Origin of the sequence: Pseudomonas sp. Irchel s3f7 (assembly GCF_900187615.1) — a bacterium.
Classification (GTDB): Bacteria; Pseudomonadota; Gammaproteobacteria; order Pseudomonadales; family Pseudomonadaceae; genus Aquipseudomonas.
Genome location: NZ_FYDO01000001.1, coordinates 84,609 through 106,438, shown reverse-complemented (window position 1 = coordinate 106,438; position 21,830 = coordinate 84,609). Strand labels below are relative to the sequence as shown.

Genomic DNA, 21,830 nt, shown 5'->3' with positions numbered 1-21,830 from the left:
GTTAGAATGCGGGAAATCAGGATGGGCCAATGACCGAACACACGCTCTCGGAAGCCGAATACGACGCCATCACCGATGCCGCTGCGCATTGGTGCATGCGTTTACACGCCAATGACTGCACCGGGCAAGAACGCCTGGCGTTCGAGCAATGGCGTGATGCGCACCCGCTGCATGCGTTCGAGTACGAAGCCATGCTGGAAATCTGGGAGGTCGCAGGCGATCTGCCTTCTCCCGCTCCCGTCGTGCCGATCGTGCGCGCCAAACCGAAAACGCCATGGCGTACCTTCGGCATGGCGGCGGCGGTATGTGCCCTGGCATTGCCACTGGCGGCTTACAGCGGCTGGCATCTGGGTTGGGTACCGAATTCGTACCAGCATTTCGAAGCGAGCGGCAACGTCCGTCACGTCACCCTGAACGACGGCAGTCAGGTCGAGCTGAACCTGGGTAGCGAACTGACGTACAGCAACTACAAGGATCACCGGCAGATCACGCTGAAGAAAGGCGAAGCGTTCTTCAGCGTCAGCCATGACACCCTCCACCCGTTTGTGGTCAAGGCTGCCGAAGGCCGCATCCGGGTGACGGGCACCCAATTCAACGTCTGGATGTATGAAGACAAGGTCAAGGTCAACCTGATCGAGGGTTCAGTGCTGGTCACCAGCAACGACGACCTGCCCGGCGACGGTCTGCGCCTTGGGCCTTCGATGCAGGCGAATTATGGTCCGGGCGACTTCATTCCCCGCATCAGCCAAACCTATGACAACGACACATCACTGGCCTGGCGCCAGGGCAAACTGGTGCTCGATGACATGGCGTTGAGCGATGCGCTGCCCTTGATCAATCGCTATCTGGACCAGCCATTGGTCGTTGCCGACCACAACACTGGCTCGATCCATATTGGCGGCATCTACAACATCAAAGACATCAATGGCCTGGTGAAATCCCTGCCACGGGTTTTGCCGGTCTACCTGACGCGTAACCAGAGCGGCAATCTGGTGGTCAATTCGATTCCGCAAAAGCCTTCAAAAAGCTGAAAAGGCCGCATCCCTTTCGGGAGGCGGCCTTCTTTACGCCCTTCAAACGCTCACGCCATTACTGAGCCGCCACTTTGGCAGCCTTGTCTTCAGCCTGCCGGATGGACTGCACCTGATACTGCGGATCGGACGTGATCTGCTGTTCGGTGAACGGCAAAACACTCAACTGTTTCTGCGAAAAGGCCAACGTCTGGTCCCGGGCGTACTTCGATGCCGGATCACTGGACAACGAAAAGGCAAGAAGTCCTTTGGCTTGCGGTCCGTTGTCATCGAAGGTCACCACTTGCAGATAGCTTGTGCCGCTGACCACTTCCCGTTTGCCGTCGGTTCGCGGCACGCTTTGGATAGCGTTATAGACGCCCAACGTTCCCGGCCCACCATGAATCGGCGTCTGCTGTCCGCCGCTGCTGACCACCTGAATATCGCCCCAGCGGCTGTTTGGCTTAAGCCCCGACTCACTCACTTGCTGTGCCGAAGCCAGCATCGCCGAACGTAACGCCGCCGCCACCTCAGGCCGCTCGACCGCAAGGCCACGGGGGGTGTGTTGCGGGGCTTTCGGATCGAACGCCACACGCCAGACATCCGGGGATTGTTCCAGCGCCTCCATTAGATTCTGGAAGTGCACGAAACCCAGGCCGCTATTCAGGTTCGCATGGCGATCCCAGGTCTTGAGGCTGGTGCACAGCGGCCCAAGGTCTTTTGCATCAGCACCGAGAGCGGTCGCACAGAACTGCAAGACGTCCGGCATGACCTGTTCGGCCTGATAGACCTGATCCTCCATCACCATGCGCTGCAGATCCGCCGCGCCAATCTTGCCGGACTTGGCCAGTGTAGCCAGGCGATCCAGCGCAAATCGCGAACGCAGCCCCAGCGGCTGGCCGTCCTGGCTGATCAACGGCGAATAGCCCGTCAGCGGCTGCGCCGGGTTGGCCATCCACGCCGAGTCGTTGGAGTGCTGGACAAAGTCCTTGCGCAGCAATTGCGGCAACTGGCTGGACGCATAAATCCCTTGTTGCGCCGCCTGCGGATCGATGTCCCAGGCGCAGGCGCTGTTGGAACCGTCCAGGATGATCATCTGCAAGCCGATTCGCGGATCGCTGCATTTCGCGAGTTTGTCGGCGCCTACGTTCGGCACCACCGACAGGTTCATGTACAGCGTCTGGCCCTGATCGTCCGCCGCCAGAGTGTTGACCCACGGGATGCCTTGAATGGTGTGCACCGAGGCCTGGAAATCCTTGAGCGTTTCGGCACGATTCATCGCGTACCACTGCTGCAGGACGCGGTCGTTTTCCAGATTGGCATCGCGCAGACTGAAGGCGTACTGATGGTCCCAGTCGAGCTTGCCGGGCCATTGCACGATCGGGCCGAACTTCGAGCTGTAGACGTCATGGGCAATCGCCTTGACCTGCCCGTCCGCCTGTTTGACGTTGACGGTCTGCTTGTCCAGCGGCAAGGACTCGCCATCCAGCAGGTAACGGGTCGGATCCTTGGGATCCAGTTGCAAGCGATACAAGGTGAAATGCTTGGACGAGTCCACTGTGTGGGTCCAGGCCAGGTGGCGATTGAAACCGATGTTGATCACCGGCAGACCGGGTAAGGCGGCCCCCATCACGTCCAGTTTGCCGGGGATGGTCAGGTGCATCAGATAAAAACGCATCCCGCCGACCCACGGAAAATGCGGATTGGCCAACAGCATGCCGCGCCCGTTGAAGGAACTGTCGCTGCCGACCGCCACGGCATTGCTGCCCCGGTCCAGCGCGAAACGCTGCATACGTGCGGTCGCGACCTGGAAAGCGGCGTGATCGTTTGATGCCTGGGTAACCGACTTGGGTGGCGTAGCACCGGCCAGGGCTTCGGCGAACTGCCCGACACCGCCCTCGACCAGCAGACGGCGCGTCAACTTGACCAGATCCATCGCCGTGATATCCCGCACCCAGTCGCCCTGGCATTGCACCGGCAACGTCTGGGCGCGACGCTCCGCCAGGGCACGGTTGTAACCCGCCACGTAACCTTCGATCAGTTCGCGCACCTCAGGCGTTTGTGCCTGCCAGAATCCCGCGACAGCCTGCGGCGTGTTCAGCCAGGTGAAGAACAGATCGCTGGTCAGGTTTTCACGTTCTTCGACGGTGAACTGATCCGGCCCGAAATACCGTGAGCGTTCGCCGTTGACCGTGGTGATTTCATTGGCCAGCAGGCAAAGGTTGTCCTGGGCGTAGGCATAACCGATGCCGTAGCCGAGCCCGCGTTCGTTGTCGGCACGAATGTGCGGCACGCCGAAACCGGTCCTGCGGATATCGGCCGTTACCTCCTCGGGCTGGTGGCGCGCGCTTGCTGCAAGGCTCAACCCCAGTAACACACCCGCCAGGCTCAACCTGGTTAACTGGCTGGAAATAATCACGCTCGCTCCTGATCGAAAAAAACGATGGCCACAGCGCTGCTGTACGGACAGGCACTGCACCTCCCTATAGGGACGAAGCACACACAAAAAATTTAGGGTTTGCGGCGTATTGGCGCGGGGGCTTACAGCCTGATCACATGGCTTCGACAAAATTTCTACATTTAAAGCTTCATGATTCGGGCTGCTCAAACGTCTAGTTATACGAGAGCGCCTATTTTTTCCTGATCAGGCTCTGAAAAGGAGTTTTGCAATGTACAACTCGCAACTGCCAGCGGACGGTAGCAACGCGCCAAAGGGTACTTCCTTGGGAGTCGGCGTATTCGAGCCACGCACCGAACGCCACGGTAACGATCGGATCAGGGTTCTGCTCAAGAGCTTTGGTCTGCGAACCAGTCTGATTCGTCTCAAAGTCATCGATGCCCTGCTCTCGGCCGCCGACAACGACCGCAGCCTGGGCGTGCGGGGCGTGCACAGCCATTTGCTGGAGCTGGATATCCCGCTGTCATTTCTAAGCGTGCGCGAAGTGTTGAAGCGCCTGTGCAGCGAAGGTGTGATTGTCCTCAACCCGGACAAAAGCTACAGCCTGCACCCACAGGCTGCCGCTATGCTCCATCTCGAATAATCAAGCCAGGGCCCTGGATTTCAGGGCTTGACCTTGCGGCGCATCATGCCATTGATGACCACCACGACCACCGCCACGCCGATGGCGATGTACTGGAACATTTTTTCGCTGATCGCGCCGGTGTTCTGCAACCACGAAAGGCCAAACATGATCCCCAGCACGACGAGGGAGATCAGAATCGAATATTTCAAACGTTGCGACTGAGTCATTGCGGTTTCCTGAAACTGAAAATGTGTCCGACTTGGCGGGGCCTCATGTTACAGACGATGAAGCGTTTTGGCTTCGTTGCGGCGATAACCGTGAGATTTTTCACCCCTTGCGCGCCAGCACAGGCGCTCGAGCGACAACCTGACAACGTTGTAATGTTCCCCTCATCCGGCTGACAGCATTGATCCACGATGATCGAGCTGTAGCACTTTGAAACACTCATCGAATGCCTGACCGGGGAAAACGGTCAGAATGCGTTTTTTTGCCCGTTAGCCGAGACGAATGCCCATGCGAACCCACCTACGCCTGATCGCCCTGAGCGCCCTGTTTGTTTCCTCCCTGGCCCAGGCCGCCGACCTGATCCCGATCGAAGTCCACCGCGATGCCAATTGCGGTTGCTGCAAAAAGTGGATCAGTCACCTGGAAGCCAACGGTTTCAAAGTCGAGGATCACGTTGAAACCGACATGAGCTCATTCAAGCAACAACACGGCGTACCGCCGCGCCTGGCCTCGTGCCACACCGGGTTAATCAACGGCAAGTTTGTCGAGGGCCACGTGCCTGCCGATCAAGTGTTGGCCCTGAGCAAACGCGACGATCTGTTGGGCGTCGCCGCACCCGGCATGCCGATGGGTTCGCCCGGGATGGAAATGGACGGTATGAGCGATGCCTATCAGGTCATCGGCCTGAAAAAGGATGGCTCTGACGTAGTGGTCGTGGACTACCCGGCGCATTGATTTTCGGAGCGTACATCGGGCTGTTTTTTGCCGCGTTCGGCGCGGCGACATTGCTGCCCTTGCAGTCCGAAGCCGTGCTGGTGGGTTTGCTGGCCAGCGACCGGTACGATATCTGGCTGTTGCTGGGGGTGGCGACGCTGGGCAACGTCCTCGGTTCGCTGCTTAACTGGTGGCTGGGACGCGGTATCGAGCGGTTTCGCGATCGGCGCTGGTTTCCAGTCAGCCCGGAGCGTCTGGAAAAAGCCCGGATTTACTACCAGCGCGGAGGTCATTGGTCGTTGCTGCTCAGTTGGCTGCCGGTGATTGGCGATCCGCTGACCCTGGTGGCCGGCGTGATGCGCGAGCCGCTGGGGCGATTTCTGCTGATCGTTACCCTCGCCAAAGGGGCCCGTTATGGCGTGCTGGCACTGGCGACGCTGGGCTGGATGGGTTGAACCAATAAGGGTGGCTGTTGCCTGTTTAATGTCGCCCTAATCAAGCCGATCCAGCATCGGCGGATGCCTGATGGAGTTCCCCATGTCGCTGCCGTTCCCCCGCTGGTTATCCGGCCTGCTGCTGACCACCGCCCTGCCCCTCACTGCCTACGCCGAAGGCCCGGTGTATGGTCCCGAGCTGCAAGGTTTCGAGTATCCCTACACGCTCAAGCATTTCGCCTTCGAGTCCCAGGGTAAATCCCTGCAAATGGGTTACATGGACGTCGCCGCGCAAGGCAAGGCCAACGGTCGCAGCGTGGTGCTGATGCACGGCAAGAATTTCTGCGGCGCCACCTGGGAGCGTTCGATCAAAGCCCTGAGCGACGCCGGTTACCGGGTCATCGCACCGGACCAGATCGGTTTCTGCACCTCCAGCAAACCGGACAACTACCAATACACCTTCCAGCAACTGGCCAGTAACACCCAGCAGTTGCTCAAAGCCCTCGGCATCCAGAAAGCCACCCTGCTCGGCCACTCCACCGGCGGCATGCTCGCCACCCGTTATGCCCTGCAATACCCCGAGCAAGTCGAGCAACTGGCGATGGTCAATCCGATTGGCCTGGAAGACTGGAAAGCCCTCGGTGTGCCCTATCGCACGGTGGACCAATGGTACGAGCGCGAACTCAAGCTCAGCGCCGACGGCATTCGCACCTACGAGCGCAACACCTATTACGGCGGCCGCTGGAAACCGGATTTCGATCGTTGGGTGGACATGCTCGCCGGCCTGAACAAAGGCTCGGGGCATACCCAGGTCGCGTGGAATTCGGCGCTGGTCTACGACATGATTTTCACCCAGCCGGTGTTTTACGAATTCCCCAACCTGAAAATGCCGACCCTGTTGTTGATCGGTACGTCCGACACCACGGCCATCGGCAGCGACATCGCGTCACCCGAGGTCAAGGCGAAAATCGGCCAGTACGACGTACTCGGCAAACAGGTGGCGAAGATGATTCCTCACTCGACGCTGATCGAGTTCCCCGGTATGGGCCATGCGCCGCAAATGGAAGAACCGGAAAAATTCCATCAGGCGCTGCTGGCCTGGCTGGATAAATCCAATCCTGTCGGCAAATGAGGCAGGTTGATGGTGGTGTGGTGAGGCGAAGACCTGACGCTTACACAGCCCCATCGTCGGCCTGAAGCTTTACCAGGTGTTGTGCACGCGGGAACTCTCCCGGCCGCGCCATCAGCGTGTACTGCACCTTGTCACCGACCAGAAAGCACTGGCCGGCGGTTGTGATCCCGGCCGCTAACCTGATCGCCACGCAGGCGCAGAAATCGTCCTCAGGCTTGACCATTGCAAAACACGTCGACGCAGAGTCGATCCTGACGTCCCTGATCGCACTGATCGTCCCCAGACCGCATCTTGTTATTGTTGGCGCGCTCATCCCTGCTTCCCACCCTTGTCGTCCGCTTGACTGCACCGGGCCAATGAAACGCGCAAGTTGCCGGCATCGCAACTGTCAAACATGACAGTTCGTGGATTCATGCGCAGCGCACACGCTGCCGTTCGTCGAATTCAGCCCGCTGCCGGCAGCCACAACCTGAATCGCGCCCCACCCAACGGCGAGGTTTCAACCGTCAGTGTCCCACCCTGGGCTTCCAACGCCCGGCGACTGATCGCCAGCCCCAGACCGAACCCGCCCGTGGCGCGGTCGCGGCTGCGGTCAAGGCGGTAGAACGGTTCGAAAATGCGCTCGCGCTCGTCTTCGGGGATGCCTATGCCGTCATCGTCCACCCAGATTTCACACCCACCGGCGTACACCTGCACACCAATCTGGATGCGTTCTTCGCAATAGCGCATGGCGTTGCGCAACAGGTTTTGCAGGGCGCGTGCCGTCAGGCGCGGGTCGAGGCTGAAGCGTTCGAGTTGGCCGTGCAGCAGCACGTCGATGACGATGTCCGGTGATTGCTCGTCATCGACGCTGCCCAAAATGCTGTCGATGAATTCATCCAGCGACACGTCAACCTGTTCCGGCAACTGCGCCGGGTTTTGCAGACGACTGTAAGAGAGCAATTCCAGTACCAGTTCGTCGAGTTCACGAATGTGCGCCACCAGGCTCTGCAAACGCTCGCGGCTGGCTGTCGGCAAGTCATCGGACAGGGCCAGCGCCAGACCGAAGTCCAGGCGAGTCAGCGGCGTGCGCAGTTCATGGGACACCGCGTTGAGCAGGTCCCGCTGCTGGTTGAGCAGGTTCTCGATGTCGCCGGCCATGGTGTCGAAGACATTGGCCAGGCTGCCGATGTTGGAGCTCGGAGCGATTTGCGTGCGCTCGCTCAGGTGGCCCTTGCCGAAGCGCTCGGCGGTGCCTTTCAGGCGCTCCAGATCGCGCCAGTGCGGGCGCAACCAAAGCAGCAGACAGGCGAGCATGGTCGCGCCAATCAGCACGTTGATGCTCCAGTACAACAGGTTGACGTCCATCGGGTCCGGCGGCACGACCATTTGCACCACCGTCCGATCATTCAGCGGCGCCACCGCCAACGTACGCCAGCCCCAGTCGCCGACGCGCACGACATTCTCGCCGCGCTGCAAGCGCTGCTGCTCATCAAGGGATAAACCGGGGTCGTCGTTGCCGCTGAGGACGATGTGCAGCGGATCGAATTCTTTGTCCATCTGCGCGGCCAAAGCGGGCCACTGATCGGCGGGCACGGCATGAAACTGCTTGACGATCAACGTCTGCAAGCCGCGAGAGTAATCAAGGTTGTAGGTGACGAAGCGTTCCTGGAAGACCCTGACCACCAGGTCCGGCACCAGATAGATTGCCGCGCTGTACGAGACGATAGTCACGACATACAAGCGAAAGAGGATTCTGAACATCCGCTCAGCATTCCCACTCGGAACGGCTGAACAGGTAGCCCTTACCCCACACCGTCTTGATTTTGCGCGCCTCGCCGGCGTGGTCATCGAATTTGCGGCGCAACTTGGAAATAGCCACATCCACCGAACGGTCGGTGCCGTTGAATTCGATGCCGCGCAGGCGTTGCAGGATCTGGTCGCGGCTCAGCACTTCACCGGCATGCCGGGCCAGCACCACCAACAGGTTGTACTCGCCGCTGGACAGCTCGACCAACTGTTCGCGCCAGGTCACCGTGCGCTCGGACAGGTCGATGCACAGGTTGCCCATCAAAATGCGGTCGTTGGCGGTTTGCGGTTCACTGAGGCTGCTGCGCCGCAACAACGTTCGCACCCGGGCCAGCAACACGCGCGGTTCACACGGTTTGGTGACGTAGTCGTCGGCGCCCATTTCCAGGCCCAGCACCTGATCGTGGCTGTCGTCGCGGGCCGTGAGCATCAGGATTGGCAAGGTTGCCGAATCGGCGCGCAACAAGCGGCAGACTTGCAGGCCGTCGAGGCCGGGCAGCATCAGGTCGAGAATCACCAGGTCCGGCGGACTGGTCCGCGCACGTTCGCGCACGTGGTCACCGCGACCGATCACGCTGACGGAGTAGCCATTGCGTTCCAGGTAGCTGGCAATCAGTTCGGCGAGGGCGGTGTCGTCTTCGACCAGGAGGATGTTGGGCATGGGTGTTCCAGAAAGTGCAGTGGCGTCTGTTCCGGCCCTATCGCTGGCAAGCCAGCTCCTACAGGTCGTGAGCTGAAAATCCCTGTAGGAGCTGGCTTGCCAGCGATAGCGACCTCACAGACGCAATAAATTTCAAGAAGTGCAGGATATACGCCCTCACCCACCCCTGAGTAAAACCCTTACACAATTTCACACAGCACCAACAAAGCTTCACCGCTACCCTCGCTGTCGCCCAGTAGGATGCTGGGGTCTTTATTGGGGTATTTCATGTCAAAAAATCTGCTTGCCAGGCTCAGTCTGATCGCACTGGCGTTGGCGTTGGGCGCCTGTGACAAGTCCTCGAGTGCCGATGAACCGGAACCGCTGGCCACCGTGCGCATCGAGACCCTCGAAGCCCATCCGCTGACCATCAGCAGCGAACTGAGCGGGCGGATTGCCGCGCCACGTATCGCCGAAGTGCGCGCACGCGTCGCGGGTGTCGTGTTGCAGCGCACGTTCCGTGAAGGCAGCGACGTGAAAAAAGGCGACGTGCTATTCCGTATCGACCCGGCGCCGTTCAAGGCTGACCTGGACAGCGCCGAAGCCGTCTTGCGCAAGGCCGAGGCCAATGCGTTCCAGGCCCGGTTGCAGGAACAGCGCTACGCCCAGTTGATCGACGACAAGGCCATCAGCGGTCAGGAGTATGACAACGCCCGCGCCAACGCCCGACAAACCGCCGCCGAAGTCGCCGCCAGTAAAGCCGCCGTAGAACGGGCTAAATTGAACCTCGGTTACGCCACGGTCACCGCACCGATTTCAGGGCGTGTCGGCCGTGCACTGGTCACCGAAGGCGCACTGGTCGGGCAGAACGAACCCACACCGCTGGCGCTGATTCAGCAACTCAACCCGATCCATGCCGACCTGACCCAATCCACTCGCGAACTCAACGACCTGCGCCGGGCCTTCCGCTCCGGCCAGTTGCAGCAGGTCGGCCAGGGTCAGGCCAAAGCCACGTTGATTCAGGATGACGGCACCCTTTACCCGCTGCCGGGCAAACTGCTGTTCAGCGACATTTCCGTCGACCCGGGCACGGGGCAGATCATTCTGCGCAGCGAGTTCCCCAATCCCGACCTCGACTTGCTGCCCGGCAGCTTCGTGCGGGTACGCCTGGAACAAGCGGTCAACCAGCAAGGTCTCAGCGTGCCGCAACGGGCCGTCCAGCGTGACAGCGCCGGCATCGCCCAGGTGCTGACGCTCGACGCCGAACAGCGGGTCGCGCAGCAACCGGTCGAGCTGGGCGCCGTGCAGGACGATCGCTGGATCGTCACCGGTGGCCTCAAGCCAGGCGACCGCATTGTCGTTGAAGGCCTGCAACACGCCCGCCCCGGCGAAAAAGTGCAGATCGACGACACCCCTCTTCCACTTGCCCAGGTTTCTGGTCAGTAAGCAGGACGCTTGTTTATGCCGCAGTTCTTTATCGACCGCCCGGTGTTCGCCTGGGTGGTTGCCTTGTTCATCCTGTTGGCCGGTGCGCTGGCCATTCCGCAATTGCCCGTGGCGCAATACCCCGACGTCGCACCGCCGCAGATCGAAATCTACGCCGTGTACCCGGGCGCTTCGGCGCAGACCGTGGACGAGAGCGTGGTCAGCCTGATCGAGGAAGAACTCAACGGCGCTGATCACCTGCTGTATTTCGAATCCCAGAGCAGTCTCGGCAGCGCCACCATCAAGGCCACGTTTCAACCGGGCACCAACCCGGAACTGGCGCAGGTCGATGTGCAGAACCGCCTCAAAGCCGTGGAGTCGCGCCTGCCGCAAGCAGTGATTCAACAAGGCTTGCAGGTGGAGAAAGTGTCCTCGGGTTTCCTGCTGTTGATCGCCCTCACGTCCAGCGACGGCAAGCTCGACGACGTCGCACTCAGCGATTACCTGGCGCGCAACGTGATGAACGAGATCAAGCGTCTCGACGGCGTCGGCAAGGCGCAGCTGTACGGCGCCGAACGCGCCATGCGGGTGTGGATCGATCCACGGAAGTTGATCGGTTTCAACCTGACCCCGGCCGACGTCAATGCCGCCATCGTCGCGCAGAACGCCCAGGTTTCAGCCGGCAGCATCGGCGACTTGCCGACCCGCACCACCCAGGAAATCACCGCGACCATTCTGGTCAAAGGTCAGCTCTCGACACCGGAAGAGTTCGCCGACATCGTGCTCAAGGCTAATCCGGACGGCTCCACGGTGCGCATCCGCGATGTGGCGCGGGTCGAGATCGGCAGTCAGGAATACCAGTTCTCCACGCGCCTGAACGGCAAGCCGTCCACCGCCGTCGCCGTGCAGTTGTCGCCCGGCGCCAACGCCCTGAACACCGCGACCCTGGTGCGGGCGAAAATGGACGAACTCAAGCGCTACTTCCCGGCCAACGTCGAATATTCGATCCCGTACGACACCTCGCCGTTCGTCAAAGTCTCGATCACCAAAGTGGTCTACACCCTCGGCGAGGCGATGCTGCTGGTGTTCGCGGTGATGTTCCTGTTCCTGCAGAACATCCGCTACACGCTGATCCCGACGCTGGTAGTGCCGGTCGCCCTGATGGGTACGTTCGCAACGATGCTGGCGCTGGGCTTTTCGATCAACGTGCTGACCATGTTCGGCATGGTGCTGGCCATCGGCATACTGGTGGACGACGCCATTGTGGTGGTGGAGAACGTCGAACGGATCATGGCCACCGAAGGCTTGTCGCCCAAGGAAGCCACACGCAAAGCGATGACGCAGATCACCGGCGCCATTATCGGTATCACCCTGGTGCTGGTGGCGGTGTTCATTCCGATGGCGTTCATGCAGGGCTCGGTGGGCGTGATCTATCAGCAGTTCTCGCTGTCGATGGCGACCTCGATCCTGTTCTCGGCGTTCCTCGCCCTGACCTTGACCCCGGCGCTGTGCGCGACGCTGCTCAAGCCGATTGCCAAAGGCGAACACCACGAAAAAACCGGGTTCTTCGGCTGGTTCAACCGCCGCTTCGAGCAACTGACCGACCGCTATCAAGGCTGGGTCGCCTATGCGTTGAAACGTACCGGGCGCTACCTGCTGATCTACGGCGTGCTGCTGGTGGGGCTGGGCTTTGCCTTCAGTCGTCTGCCCTCCTCGTTCCTGCCGGTGGAAGACCAGGGTTACACCATCACCGACATTCAACTGCCACCGGGCGCGAGCAAGAACCGCACGGTGCAGGTGGCCGAGCAAGTCGAAGCGCACAACGCGACCGAGCCGGGTATTCGCGACAGCGTGGTGATTTTGGGTTTCAGCTTCTCCGGTAGCGGCCAGAACGCAGCCCTCGCCTTCAGCACGCTTAATGACTGGTCCGAACGGAGCAGCGACGATTCGGCCAGTGCCATTGCCGACCGCGCCAACATCGCCCTCAGCCAGATCAAGGACGCGGTGACCTTTGCCGTACTGCCGCCGCCCGTGGATGGCCTCGGCACGTCCAGCGGCTTCGAGTTTCGCTTGCAGGATCGCGGTGGTCTCGGCCATGCGCGGCTGATGGAAGCGCGCACCGAATTGCTCGCCGCCGCCGAAAAAAGCCCGATCCTGATGAACGTCCGGGAAAGTGCCTTGGCCGAAGCGCCACAAGTCGAGTTGATCGTGGACCGTAAACAAGCCAACGCCTTGGGCGTGTCCTTTGCCGACGTCGGCAACGTGCTGTCCACTGCCGTCGGCTCGGCCTACATCAACGACTTCCCGAACCAGGGGCGGATGCAACGCGTGGTGGTGCAGGCCGAAGGTGATCAACGCAGTCAGGTAGACGACTTGCTGAAGATCCACGTGCGCAACATCCACGGAAAAATGGTGCCGCTGTCCGCCTTCGTCCAGGCCAAATGGACCCAGGGGCCGGCGCAATTGACCCGTTACAACGGCTACCCGGCCATCGCCATTTCCGGTGAACCGCAACCCGGTCACAGCACCGGCGAGGCCATGGCCGAAATCGAACGACTGGTGGCGCAAGGCCCGGCAGGGTTGGGCCAGGAATGGACCGGTTTATCGTTGCAGGAACGCTTGTCCGGCAGCCAGGCACCGATCCTGCTCGGTTTGTCGTTGTTGATTGTGTTCCTGTGTCTGGCGGCGCTCTACGAGAGCTGGTCGATCCCGACATCGGTGTTGCTGGTGGTGCCATTGGGCGTGCTGGGTGCCGTGTTGGCGGTGACGTTGCGCGGGATGCCCAACGATGTGTTCTTCAAGGTCGGGTTGATCACCATCATCGGTCTGTCGGCGAAGAACGCGATCCTGATCATCGAATTCGCCAAGACCCTGTACGACGAAGGCCACGACCTGATAGACGCCACCCTGCAAGCGGCACGCCTGCGGTTGCGGCCGATTGTCATGACCTCGCTGGCGTTCATTCTCGGCGTAGTGCCATTGGCGATTGCCACCGGCGCGAGTTCCGCGAGCCAACAAGCCATCGGCACCGGGGTGATTGGCGGGATGATCACCGCGACATTGGCCGTAGTGTTTGTCCCGGTGTTTTTCGTGGTGGTCATGAAGCTGGTGCGCAAACGCCACAACAATCACTGACCTGCACACCATACTGTAGGAGCTGGCTTGCCAGCGATGGCGATCGAAAAAGCGGCGCATGACTCAAGGCCCTCATCGCCGGCAAGCCGGCTCCTACAAGGATTCGTACGCATCCGATAATCACCTGGGCTAAGGTGTTGGCAAAGCCACAACCCATAGAGCCTCCATGTCTTACCTCACCCACACCCACCCGCGATTGTCCGCCGCCATCCTGCTGGGCATCGTGGTGGGTATTCTGATGCCGGCAGATTCGATCATCAGCAAAATCCTCTTCGGCTGGAATGCCGGCGTCTGGACCTACCTGATCCTGATGTCCTGGCTCGTCGTGCGCTCCAAAGCCACGGACGTTAAACGCATCGCCGAAATCGAAGACGAAAACGCCGGATTGGTGTTGCTGGTCGTGTGCATCGCCGCGCTCGCCAGCCTGGCGACGATCACCTTCGAACTGGCCGGCAGCAAAGACCTGGAAACCACCCGCAAACTGCTCCACTACGGTTTCACCGCCTTCACCGTGCTCGGCTCGTGGCTGTTGATCGGGGTGATTTTCAGCGTGCACTACGCTCGCCTGTTTTACACCTGGGACGGCAAGGAACCGGCGCTGCGCTTTGCCGAAGGCCTGGAGACACCGAACTACTGGGACTTCCTGTACTTCTCGTTCACCATCGGCGTCGCGGTGCAAACCTCCGATGTCGGCGTGGCCACGCGGGAACTGCGCAAGATTGTGCTGGCGCAATCGCTGATCGGTTTCCTGTTCAACACCGCCATCCTCGGTTTCTCGATCAACATTGCGGCAGGGTTGTTCAACTGACGGCCGCCGGGTTGAGTGTGCTGGCCTGATTTCCATTTGTCGGTTTTTATCGGGCGCTGCGCCATCGAGTGCTTGACGGCAGATTCGTTTCTGGTGTCTTCTGAAACCGGTTTCAGCGCCACGCGCTCAGCCTGATAAATCCAATAAGAAGGTTATCGACCGTGAACGATTTTTCCGCCGCCCAGCGCAGCCGCGTGACCATGCTTGACGTGGCCGAACACGCCAAGGTGTCCAAGGCCAGCGTGTCGCGGTTCATCGGCGAAGACCGCGCGTTGCTCTCGGATGCCATTGCCCAGCGCATCGAGCAGTCCATCGCCGAATTGGGCTATCGCCCGAACCAGATGGCCCGAGGCCTGAAACGCGGGCGTACGCGCCTGATCGGCATGCTGGTGGCAGACATCCGCAACCCTTATTCAATCGCCGTGATGCACGGGGTGGAAACCGCCTGCCGTCAGCACGGTTACAGCCTGGTGGTGTGCAACACCGACCGCGACGATGAGCAGGAACGTCAGCACCTGGCCCTGCTGCGCTCGTACAACATCGAAGGCCTGATCGTGAACACCCTCGGCCATCACCGTGACGAATTGCACGACCTGCATCGGGAAATGCCCTTGGTGCTGGTGGATCGCAAGGTCGCGCATCTTGAAAGCGATATGGTCGGGCTGGACAACCCGGCAGCGGTGGCCATGGCCCTCGCCCATCTTGAAGAACGCGGCTACCGCGATGTGCTGATGGTGACTGAGCCGTTCGACGGCACCAGTTCACGGATCGAACGGGTCAGCAGCTTCAAGGCTCAAATCGAACAACACCCGGTCCTGCACGGCACATCGATCGAAACCGGCAGCGAACTGACCGCGCAGCTGAAAACCTTCCTCGATACACCTGGCCCCGGTCCGAAAGCGCTGTTTTGTGCCAACGGGGTTGCGGCACTGGCCAGTACCCATGCGTTGCGTGAGCTCAAGTGCAAGCTGTTTGAGGACGTAGGTTTGATCGCCCTGGATGACCTGGATTGGTATCCGCTGGTAGGCAGCGGTATTACCGCCCTCGCCCAGCCGACCACCGATATCGGTGCGAGTGCGTTTGAGTGTTTGCTCAAGCGATTGCGCGGGGATGACAGTGCGGTGCGGACACTGGATTTTTCGGCGCAGTTGATTGTGAGAGGGTCGACCCTTGGGGATTCTCGATGAGGCCGTCAGCTGCACCGCCTATTTTTTTGAACAAAAATGAAACCGGTTTCAGAGGTAGAAAAACAATGAATACACCAGCCGTTTCCATCAGCCTCTCCAGCTACGGCGCCGACCTGGTGCGCGAGCGAGGCCAGGGCAGTTTCATCGACATACTGGCTGCCGCCAGCGCCACCCGCATTGAATGGCGCGAAGAGCTACTGACCACTGAAGCCCCCGCGCTACTGGCACAAGCCACACAAGCCCAAGGCCTGGAAAGCGTGTATTCCTCGCCAATGGAGCTGTGGCTGGCCGGGCAATCCAAACCCAATTCCGAACTGGTCAGCGCCCTGCAACGCGCCCAGGCATTTGGCTCGAAGTGGCTGAAAGTCTCGTTGGGTTACTTCACCGACAACAGCGATCTGCAAACCCTGGCCCGACTGCTTGATACGAGCCCCGTGCAACTGCTAGTGGAGAACGATCAAACCCTGCAGGGTGGTCGCATCGAACCTTTCCAACGCTTTTTCGATGAAGTCGATCAGCACGAGCTGCCGATCAAAATGACCTTCGATATCGGCAACTGGCATTGGCAGGATCAGTCCGCCACCAGCGCCGCACGGTTGCTCGGCCGTTATGTCGGTTATGTGCACTGCAAAGCAGTCACCCGCCGCGCCGACGGCAAACTGGTCGCCATCCCGCCTGCCGCCAGCGATCTGCAACAGTGGGAACGCCTGCTGCGACACATGAACCAGGACGTCATGCGGGCCGTGGAATATCCGCTGCAAGGCGACGATCTGGTGCAGCTGACCACCGCACATGTCACCGCCCTCGCCCGCCTCGGCCAATCGCAACGGGAGAGCGCTCATGTCTGAGATCGATATCCTCTCGTTCGGCGAAACCATGGCGATGTTCGTCGCCGAGCATACCGGCGACCTGGCCAGCGTTGACGCTTTCCACAAACGCATTGCCGGTGCGGACAGCAACGTCGCGATCGGTTTGTCTCGGCTGGGTTTCAATGTGGCGTGGCTGAGCCGGGTTGGTGCCGATTCCCTGGGTCGATTCGTCATCGACACCCTGGAAAAAGAAGGCCTGGATTGCCGCCACGTCGACATCGACAGCGCTCACCCCACCGGTTTTCAATTCAAGTCCCGCGCCGATGACGGCAGCGATCCCGTCGTCGAGTACTTCCGACGAGGCTCGGCGGCCAGTCACTTGTCGACGCATTCGATCGTGCCTGAACTGCTCAACGCACGGCACCTGCACGCCACTGGCATTCCCCCGGCATTGTCAGAAACGGCGCGGCACATGACCTTCGAATTGATGAGCCGCATGCGCAATGCCGGGCGCAGCGTGTCGTTCGACCCCAACCTGCGCCCGAGCCTGTGGGCCAGCGAGCGACTGATGATTACCGAGATCAACCGCCTCGCCGCCCTCGCCCATTGGGTGCTGCCGGGGCTGAGTGAAGGTCGGTTGCTGACCGGTTTCGAAGACCCGGCCGACATCGCCGCGTTTTACCTCGACCAGGGCGCCGAAGCCGTGGCGATCAAGCTCGGGCCGCACGGCGCGTATTACCGCACGCAGCTGAATGCCGGTTTCGTCGCCGGCGTACCGGTGCAGACAGTGGTCGACACCGTCGGCGCTGGCGATGGTTTTGCCGTCGGCATGATCAGCGCCCTGCTGGAAAACCACAGCGTTGTCGAGGCCGTGCAACGGGCCAACTGGGTTGGCAGCCGAGCGGTGCAAAGCCGCGGAGACATGGAGGGGTTGCCGACCCGTACCGAAATGCTCGCTGAATTTGAGCCCGCCATCGCGAGCAGGCTCGCTCCCACATTAGAACGCGTCCCCCTGTAGGAGCGAGCCTGCTCGCGATGAGGCCCGCACAGTCACTGAAGATTCGAACCCGTTACCTGCTGCGACAAAAACAACAAGCTCAGGAGCACCACACATGAAAACCGCAACGCTCGCCACCCGCCGCTGGTGGTACATCATGCCCATTGTGTTCATCACCTACAGCCTGGCGTATCTGGATCGTGCCAATTACGGTTTCGCCGCCGCATCGGGCATGGCCGCCGACCTGATGATCACCCCGGGACTGTCCTCACTGCTCGGCGCGCTGTTCTTCCTCGGGTACTTTTTCTTCCAGGTCCCGGGGGCGATCTACGCGCAAAAGCACAGCGTGAAGAAGCTGATTTTCGTCAGCCTGATCCTCTGGGGCAGCCTGGCGACATTGACCGGCATCGTCTCCAACGCCTACTGGCTGATCGTCATCCGCTTCATGCTCGGCGTGGTCGAAGCCGCGGTGATGCCGGCGATGCTGATCTACCTGTGCCACTGGTTCACTCGCGCCGAACGCTCGCGGGCCAACACTTTCCTGATCCTCGGCAACCCGGTGACCATGCTCTGGATGTCGGTAGTCTCGGGCTATCTGGTGCAGCATTACAGCTGGCGCTGGATGTTCATCGTCGAAGGTTTGCCGGCGGTGCTCTGGGCATTCATTTGGTGGCGCCTGGCGGATGATCGTCCGGCCCAGGCCAAGTGGCTCAGCGACCAGGAAAAGCAGGATCTGGAAAGCGCCCTGGCCGCCGAACAGGTCGGCATCAAAGCGGTAAAAAACTACGCCGAGGCGTTCCGCTCGCCCAAGGTGATCATCCTGGCCTTGCAGTTTTTCTGCTGGAGCATCGGCGTCTACGGCTTCGTATTGTGGCTGCCGTCGATTCTCAAGGCCGGTGCACAAATGGACATGATCGAAGCCGGATGGCTGTCGTCGTTGCCCTATCTGGCGGCCGTCATCGGCATGCTGCTGGTGTCCTGGGGTTCGGACAAACTGCAAAAACGTAAACGTTTCGTCTGGCCACCGCTGCTGATCGCCTCCATTGCCTTCTACGGTTCCTACGCGCTGGGCGCAGAACATTTCTGGTGGTCCTACACGCTGCTGGTGATCGCCGGCGCCTGCATGTACGCACCGTACGGGCCGTTCTTCGCAATCATCCCGGAAATCCTCCCAGCCAACGTCGCCGGTGGCGCCATGGCGCTGATCAACAGCATGGGCGCGCTCGGTTCGTTTGGCGGTTCTTATCTGGTCGGTTACCTCAACAGCTCCACTGGCTCGCCCGGCGCGTCGTACCTGTTGATGAGCGGTGCGCTGATGCTTTCGGTGGTGCTGACGGTGTTCCTCAAACCCGGCGCCAGCGACCGGGAGCGGCCTACGATAGCGCGTGCCGCCACCGCCCATTCCTGAATTGAAGTTGAGATCATGAAGATGAAAAAGCAGGTCGTTCTGTACAAAAAACTTTCGCCGCTGCTCATGGCTCGCCTGCACGAGCAGGCTGAAGTCACGCTGATCGACAGCCTTGATGCGCAAGGCATGGCAACACTGCGCGACGCCCTGCCCCGCGCCCACGGTTTGCTCGGCGCCAGCCTGAAACTGGATGCCGAATTGCTGGACCGGGCGCCGCACCTCGAAGCCATTGCCAGTGTCTCGGTGGGCGTCGACAACTACGACATCGACTACCTCACCGAGCGGCGCATCCTGCTCAGCAACACCCCCGACGTGCTGACTGAAACCACCGCCGACACCGGTTTCGCGCTGATCCTCGCCACCGCCCGGCGCGTGGTCGAACTGGCGAATCTCGTTCGCGCCGGCGAATGGAAACGCAACATCGGCCCCGCACATTTCGGCAGTGACGTGCACGGTAAAACCCTGGGCATCATCGGCATGGGGCGCATTGGCGAGGCCTTAGCCCAGCGCGGGCATTTCGGCTTTGGCATGCCGGTGATCTACCACAGCCATTCGCCGAAACCGGCGGTCGAGCAGCGATTCAATGCGCAGTACCGCAGCCTTGGCGAGCTATTACAGCAAGCGGATTTCGTTTGCCTGACCTTGCCGCTGACCGCCGAAACCGAGGGCCTGATCGGTGCCGAGCAGTTTGCGCTGATGCGGCGCGACAGCATCTTCATCAACATTTCCCGGGGCAAAGTCGTCGACGAAGCGGCGTTGATCGAGGCCTTGCGTGGAGGGCAGATTCGCGCAGCGGGCCTGGATGTATTCGAGCGCGAACCGCTGAACCCTGACTCACCGTTGTTGCAGTTGAACAATGTGGTGGCGACCCCGCACATCGGTTCGGCCACCCATGAAACGCGGGAAGCGATGGCCAGGTGTGCGGTGGACAATCTGCTGGCGGCGCTGGCCGGTGAGCGGCCGGCGAATCTGGTGAATACCGAGGTGTGGATGGCCTGAGATCCTGATCGCTCGTAGGAGCACGCTTGCTCGCGATGGTCTCAACAACGCCGCGTTCATCCGGCGTGCACGCGGTATCGTTAACGGCCTTCGCGAGCAAGCTTGCTCCTACAACCGCGACTGACTGCACCAGAAGGTTGTGTTACCGCCAACGTCACTTGCGATATCAGCAAACCCGCAGCACACAACGCCATACGCCGGCAGGCATCGGCCAGCCTGGTTTGGTCCACCACCAGGCCGATGCGGATATACCCTGCGGCGCTCGGTCCAAACGCTTCACCCGCCAGCACTGAAACGCCATAACCTTCGAGCAGTCGCTCGGCAAAATGCTGGGCGGAAAGTCCGGTCTGGCGCACATCGACCATCACGAACATCCCACCATCTGGTCGAACAGGCCGAAGGCCAGGACATTGGCCCAAACTTGAGCACACCAGATCACGTCGCTGCCGATATTCCTCGCGCATCGACGCCACTTCCGGCAGGTCATGATCGAGCGCCAATTGCGCGGCGTTCTGCACAAAATCCGGAATGCCGAACAACATGCTCAAGGACAGATTGACCAAATGATCGGCCATGGGTTTCGGCCCGATCACCCAGCCGACCCGCCACCCACTCATGGCGTGGGACTTGGACAGGCTGTTGATGGTCGCGGTGCGTTCGGCCATGCCCGGCAAACTCGCGGGGCTGATGTGCTCGCCCTCGAACAGCAAGTCGCTGTAGACCTCGTCACTGATCAGCCACAGGTCGTGACGAATGCACAACTCAGCCAGTGCCTGCCAAATGGGCAGCGACAGGCTGGCACCGGACGGGTTGTTAGGGCTGTTGAGCAAGATCGCCCGAGTCTTCGGCGTAATACGCGCCGCGACATCCGCCGGATCGACGCGAAAGCCGTTTTCAGGTCGTACGGGGACGGCAACCACCGTGGCCGCGCAAGCGCCGATCACGCCTTCATAGGTCACGTACATCGGTTCGGCGACGATCACTTCATCGCCCGGGTCGAGCAGGCATTGCACCACCGAATACACCGCGCACTGCGCGCCAGGAAACACGATGACATGCTCGGCCTCTACCACTTGACCGCTGCGTTGCCGATGACGGCGGGCGATGCTATTGCGCAGCCCGGCGCTGCCACGCACTTCTGGATAGTGCGTGTCGCCGGCCAGCAAGCTGTCGATCGCGGCCTGAACGATGGGCCGCGGTGTATCGAAATCCGGATCACCAATCGAAAGTAGCAACACATCGACACCCTGTGCGCGTAACTCCAATGCTCGATCATGAATCTGCCAGGCCGCCGCTCCGTCACCGGCGATGCGTTGGGTCAAGGCTGAATAGCGCATGGTCTGCTCCTGTTGCGCGAAAATCCTGAGCTCAACCCTATCTGAAATCGCCGAACACGCCAGCTCTGTGTGTGAATCGACGGACGGTAAAAACTTACACCGCCTCTGTAGGACACGGACTAAACAAGGAAATCTCCCACAACTCAGGCCGTCTTCGCTGACAGTCCTTCACCTAATAGCTGGTTAAAGTGCGCCACCTGTAATTTCTGACAGGTGCCAAAAAGATTGATCAGCGCTATAAAAAAACCGTGCCTCAAGCCCCACCACCAGGCTTGAAAAACGGCCGCGCGAACCATGCCATTACGATGTAGGAAGATTCCGCCGCGCCCACGCCGTCAATGATGATGAATGGGAGACTCCACCATGTTTCAACCACACACCACCGCAGTTCGTTCATCGCCAGCCCAGATCAACCCAGAGCCCCAGGAAAACCAAATAGCACCCGCGATCAAGCTCACCAACCGCGAAAAAGAAGTCTTGCAGTGGAGCGCCGCCGGCAAGTCGTCCTGGGAGATCAGCCGGATCGTCTGTTGCACCGAGTCCGGTGTGAATTATCACTTTTGTAACATTCGCCGAAAATTCGGCGTGAGTTCGCGCTGGACCGCAGTCGTCCGGGCGCTGGAGCAGGGTTTGATTCACATGCCCTGAACCCGTCCCGCAACAGTGGTCATGGCGTCATTGATCCCTGTTGAGGCATTGCATGAATTCGTACCAGCCCCCCCACGCTCAACTTCCCTCCCCCTCCCGGCCACCCGCCTC

General features: G+C 60.5%; 19 protein-coding genes and 1 pseudogene. 14 read left to right on the top strand and 6 right to left on the bottom strand.

Annotation, left to right across the window (positions count from 1 at the left end):
- Window positions 1–29: 29 nt before the first annotated feature.
- Window positions 30–1,031, top strand: coding sequence for a FecR family protein (locus tag CKW19_RS00525; protein WP_095056069.1), 1,002 nt, complete (start codon window positions 30–32; stop codon window positions 1,029–1,031).
- A 58-nt stretch (window positions 1,032–1,089) separates the two neighbouring features.
- Here CKW19_RS00525 and CKW19_RS00520 read toward each other — a convergent pair whose 3' ends face one another.
- Entirely contained in the window at window positions 1,090–3,429 is a 2,340-nt protein-coding gene (locus tag CKW19_RS00520) for an acylase (protein ID WP_095056068.1), read from the bottom strand.
- 250 nt (window positions 3,430–3,679) lie between these two features.
- Between CKW19_RS00520 and CKW19_RS00515 the strand changes: the two genes are divergently transcribed.
- Window positions 3,680–4,051 (top strand): fe2+ zn2+ uptake regulation protein, encoded by a 372-nt coding sequence (locus CKW19_RS00515; RefSeq protein ID WP_095056067.1) that lies wholly within the window; start codon window positions 3,680–3,682, stop codon window positions 4,049–4,051.
- Between the two features lie 20 nt (window positions 4,052–4,071).
- Here the strand turns inward: CKW19_RS00515 and CKW19_RS00510 are convergent, their stop codons facing one another.
- Window positions 4,072–4,260 (bottom strand): hypothetical protein, encoded by a 189-nt coding sequence (locus CKW19_RS00510; protein ID WP_095056066.1) that lies wholly within the window; start codon window positions 4,258–4,260, stop codon window positions 4,072–4,074.
- Window positions 4,261–4,546: 286 nt separating this feature from the next.
- On the opposite strand from CKW19_RS00510, the gene CKW19_RS00505 reads away from it, so the two are divergent.
- The 3 genes from CKW19_RS00505 (at window position 4,547) to CKW19_RS00495 (ending at window position 6,538) form a co-directional block, all read left to right on the top strand.
- The gene (locus tag CKW19_RS00505; protein WP_095056065.1) at window positions 4,547–4,993 is read left to right on the top strand and encodes a DUF411 domain-containing protein; all 447 of its coding nucleotides are present in this window, start codon (window positions 4,547–4,549) and stop codon (window positions 4,991–4,993) included.
- Entirely contained in the window at window positions 4,993–5,427 is a 435-nt protein-coding gene (locus CKW19_RS00500; RefSeq protein ID WP_095056243.1) for a YqaA family protein, read from the top strand. Before CKW19_RS00505 ends, CKW19_RS00500 begins: the two co-directional genes overlap by 1 nt.
- Before the next feature lie 82 nt (window positions 5,428–5,509).
- Entirely contained in the window at window positions 5,510–6,538 is a 1,029-nt protein-coding gene (locus CKW19_RS00495) for an alpha/beta fold hydrolase (RefSeq protein WP_095056064.1), read from the top strand.
- A gap of 40 nt (window positions 6,539–6,578) precedes the next feature.
- Here CKW19_RS00495 and CKW19_RS00490 read toward each other — a convergent pair whose 3' ends face one another.
- The 3 genes from CKW19_RS00490 to CKW19_RS00480 all read right to left on the bottom strand — a co-directional run bounded on the left by CKW19_RS00490 (window position 6,579) and on the right by CKW19_RS00480 (window position 8,987).
- On the bottom strand, window positions 6,579–6,761 hold the full coding sequence (locus CKW19_RS00490) for a hypothetical protein (protein ID WP_143498505.1): 183 nt from the start codon (window positions 6,759–6,761) through the stop codon (window positions 6,579–6,581).
- A 221-nt stretch (window positions 6,762–6,982) separates the two neighbouring features.
- Window positions 6,983–8,281: an ATP-binding protein gene (locus CKW19_RS00485; RefSeq protein WP_095056062.1), complete on the bottom strand. Its 1,299-nt coding sequence runs from the start codon at window positions 8,279–8,281 to the stop codon at window positions 6,983–6,985.
- Between the two features lie 4 nt (window positions 8,282–8,285).
- Window positions 8,286–8,987: a response regulator transcription factor gene (locus CKW19_RS00480; protein WP_053159945.1), complete on the bottom strand. Its 702-nt coding sequence runs from the start codon at window positions 8,985–8,987 to the stop codon at window positions 8,286–8,288.
- Between the two features lie 267 nt (window positions 8,988–9,254).
- Between CKW19_RS00480 and CKW19_RS00475 the strand changes: the two genes are divergently transcribed.
- The 8 genes from CKW19_RS00475 to CKW19_RS00440 all read left to right on the top strand — a co-directional run bounded on the left by CKW19_RS00475 (window position 9,255) and on the right by CKW19_RS00440 (window position 19,734).
- On the top strand, window positions 9,255–10,412 hold the full coding sequence (locus CKW19_RS00475) for an efflux RND transporter periplasmic adaptor subunit (RefSeq protein ID WP_095056061.1): 1,158 nt from the start codon (window positions 9,255–9,257) through the stop codon (window positions 10,410–10,412).
- A gap of 15 nt (window positions 10,413–10,427) precedes the next feature.
- Window positions 10,428–13,526, top strand: coding sequence for an efflux RND transporter permease subunit (locus CKW19_RS00470; protein WP_095056060.1), 3,099 nt, complete (start codon window positions 10,428–10,430; stop codon window positions 13,524–13,526).
- Between the two features lie 166 nt (window positions 13,527–13,692).
- A complete protein-coding gene (locus CKW19_RS00465; protein ID WP_095056059.1) occupies window positions 13,693–14,334 on the top strand; it encodes a DUF1345 domain-containing protein in 642 nt (213 codons plus the stop codon).
- Window positions 14,335–14,495: 161 nt separating this feature from the next.
- A complete protein-coding gene (locus CKW19_RS00460) occupies window positions 14,496–15,521 on the top strand; it encodes a LacI family DNA-binding transcriptional regulator (protein WP_095056058.1) in 1,026 nt (341 codons plus the stop codon).
- Window positions 15,522–15,586: 65 nt separating this feature from the next.
- Window positions 15,587–16,369, top strand: coding sequence for a sugar phosphate isomerase/epimerase (locus CKW19_RS00455; protein WP_095056057.1), 783 nt, complete (start codon window positions 15,587–15,589; stop codon window positions 16,367–16,369).
- Window positions 16,362–17,348 carry a sugar kinase gene (locus CKW19_RS00450; RefSeq protein WP_095056056.1) on the top strand — a complete coding sequence of 329 codons (987 nt, stop codon included), beginning with the start codon at window positions 16,362–16,364 and terminating at the stop codon, window positions 17,346–17,348. Before CKW19_RS00455 ends, CKW19_RS00450 begins: the two co-directional genes overlap by 8 nt.
- 94 nt (window positions 17,349–17,442) lie before the next feature.
- The gene (locus CKW19_RS00445; RefSeq protein ID WP_095056055.1) at window positions 17,443–18,735 is read left to right on the top strand and encodes an MFS transporter; all 1,293 of its coding nucleotides are present in this window, start codon (window positions 17,443–17,445) and stop codon (window positions 18,733–18,735) included.
- Window positions 18,736–18,756: 21 nt separating this feature from the next.
- A complete protein-coding gene (locus CKW19_RS00440; protein ID WP_095056242.1) occupies window positions 18,757–19,734 on the top strand; it encodes a D-glycerate dehydrogenase in 978 nt (325 codons plus the stop codon).
- A gap of 167 nt (window positions 19,735–19,901) precedes the next feature.
- Here CKW19_RS00440 and CKW19_RS00435 read toward each other — a convergent pair.
- A pseudogene (locus CKW19_RS00435) lies at window positions 19,902–21,071 on the bottom strand (pyridoxal phosphate-dependent aminotransferase); the annotation flags it as partial.
- A 363-nt stretch (window positions 21,072–21,434) separates the two neighbouring features.
- Here CKW19_RS00435 and CKW19_RS00430 point away from each other — a divergent pair.
- Window positions 21,435–21,719: a helix-turn-helix transcriptional regulator gene (locus tag CKW19_RS00430; RefSeq protein WP_095056054.1), complete on the top strand. Its 285-nt coding sequence runs from the start codon at window positions 21,435–21,437 to the stop codon at window positions 21,717–21,719.
- The last annotated feature ends 111 nt before the right edge of the window (window positions 21,720–21,830 follow it).

Bases quoted from the DNA above. Each gene is read 5' to 3' on its own strand.
- CKW19_RS00525 (WP_095056069.1), top strand. From the start codon at position 30: ATGACCGAACACACGCTCTCGGAAGCCGAATACGACGCCATCACCGAT.
- CKW19_RS00515 (WP_095056067.1), top strand. From the start codon at position 3,680: ATGTACAACTCGCAACTGCCAGCGGACGGTAGCAACGCGCCAAAGGGT.
- CKW19_RS00510 (WP_095056066.1), bottom strand. From the start codon at position 4,260: ATGACTCAGTCGCAACGTTTGAAATATTCGATTCTGATCTCCCTCGTC.
- CKW19_RS00505 (WP_095056065.1), top strand. From the start codon at position 4,547: ATGCGAACCCACCTACGCCTGATCGCCCTGAGCGCCCTGTTTGTTTCC.
- CKW19_RS00495 (WP_095056064.1), top strand. From the start codon at position 5,510: ATGTCGCTGCCGTTCCCCCGCTGGTTATCCGGCCTGCTGCTGACCACC.
- CKW19_RS00490 (WP_143498505.1), bottom strand. From the start codon at position 6,761: ATGGTCAAGCCTGAGGACGATTTCTGCGCCTGCGTGGCGATCAGGTTA.
- CKW19_RS00485 (WP_095056062.1), bottom strand. From the start codon at position 8,281: ATGTTCAGAATCCTCTTTCGCTTGTATGTCGTGACTATCGTCTCGTAC.
- CKW19_RS00480 (WP_053159945.1), bottom strand. From the start codon at position 8,987: ATGCCCAACATCCTCCTGGTCGAAGACGACACCGCCCTCGCCGAACTG.
- CKW19_RS00475 (WP_095056061.1), top strand. From the start codon at position 9,255: ATGTCAAAAAATCTGCTTGCCAGGCTCAGTCTGATCGCACTGGCGTTG.
- CKW19_RS00470 (WP_095056060.1), top strand. From the start codon at position 10,428: ATGCCGCAGTTCTTTATCGACCGCCCGGTGTTCGCCTGGGTGGTTGCC.
- CKW19_RS00465 (WP_095056059.1), top strand. From the start codon at position 13,693: ATGTCTTACCTCACCCACACCCACCCGCGATTGTCCGCCGCCATCCTG.
- CKW19_RS00455 (WP_095056057.1), top strand. From the start codon at position 15,587: ATGAATACACCAGCCGTTTCCATCAGCCTCTCCAGCTACGGCGCCGAC.
- CKW19_RS00450 (WP_095056056.1), top strand. From the start codon at position 16,362: ATGTCTGAGATCGATATCCTCTCGTTCGGCGAAACCATGGCGATGTTC.
- CKW19_RS00445 (WP_095056055.1), top strand. From the start codon at position 17,443: ATGAAAACCGCAACGCTCGCCACCCGCCGCTGGTGGTACATCATGCCC.
- CKW19_RS00440 (WP_095056242.1), top strand. From the start codon at position 18,757: ATGAAAAAGCAGGTCGTTCTGTACAAAAAACTTTCGCCGCTGCTCATG.
- CKW19_RS00430 (WP_095056054.1), top strand. From the start codon at position 21,435: ATGTTTCAACCACACACCACCGCAGTTCGTTCATCGCCAGCCCAGATC.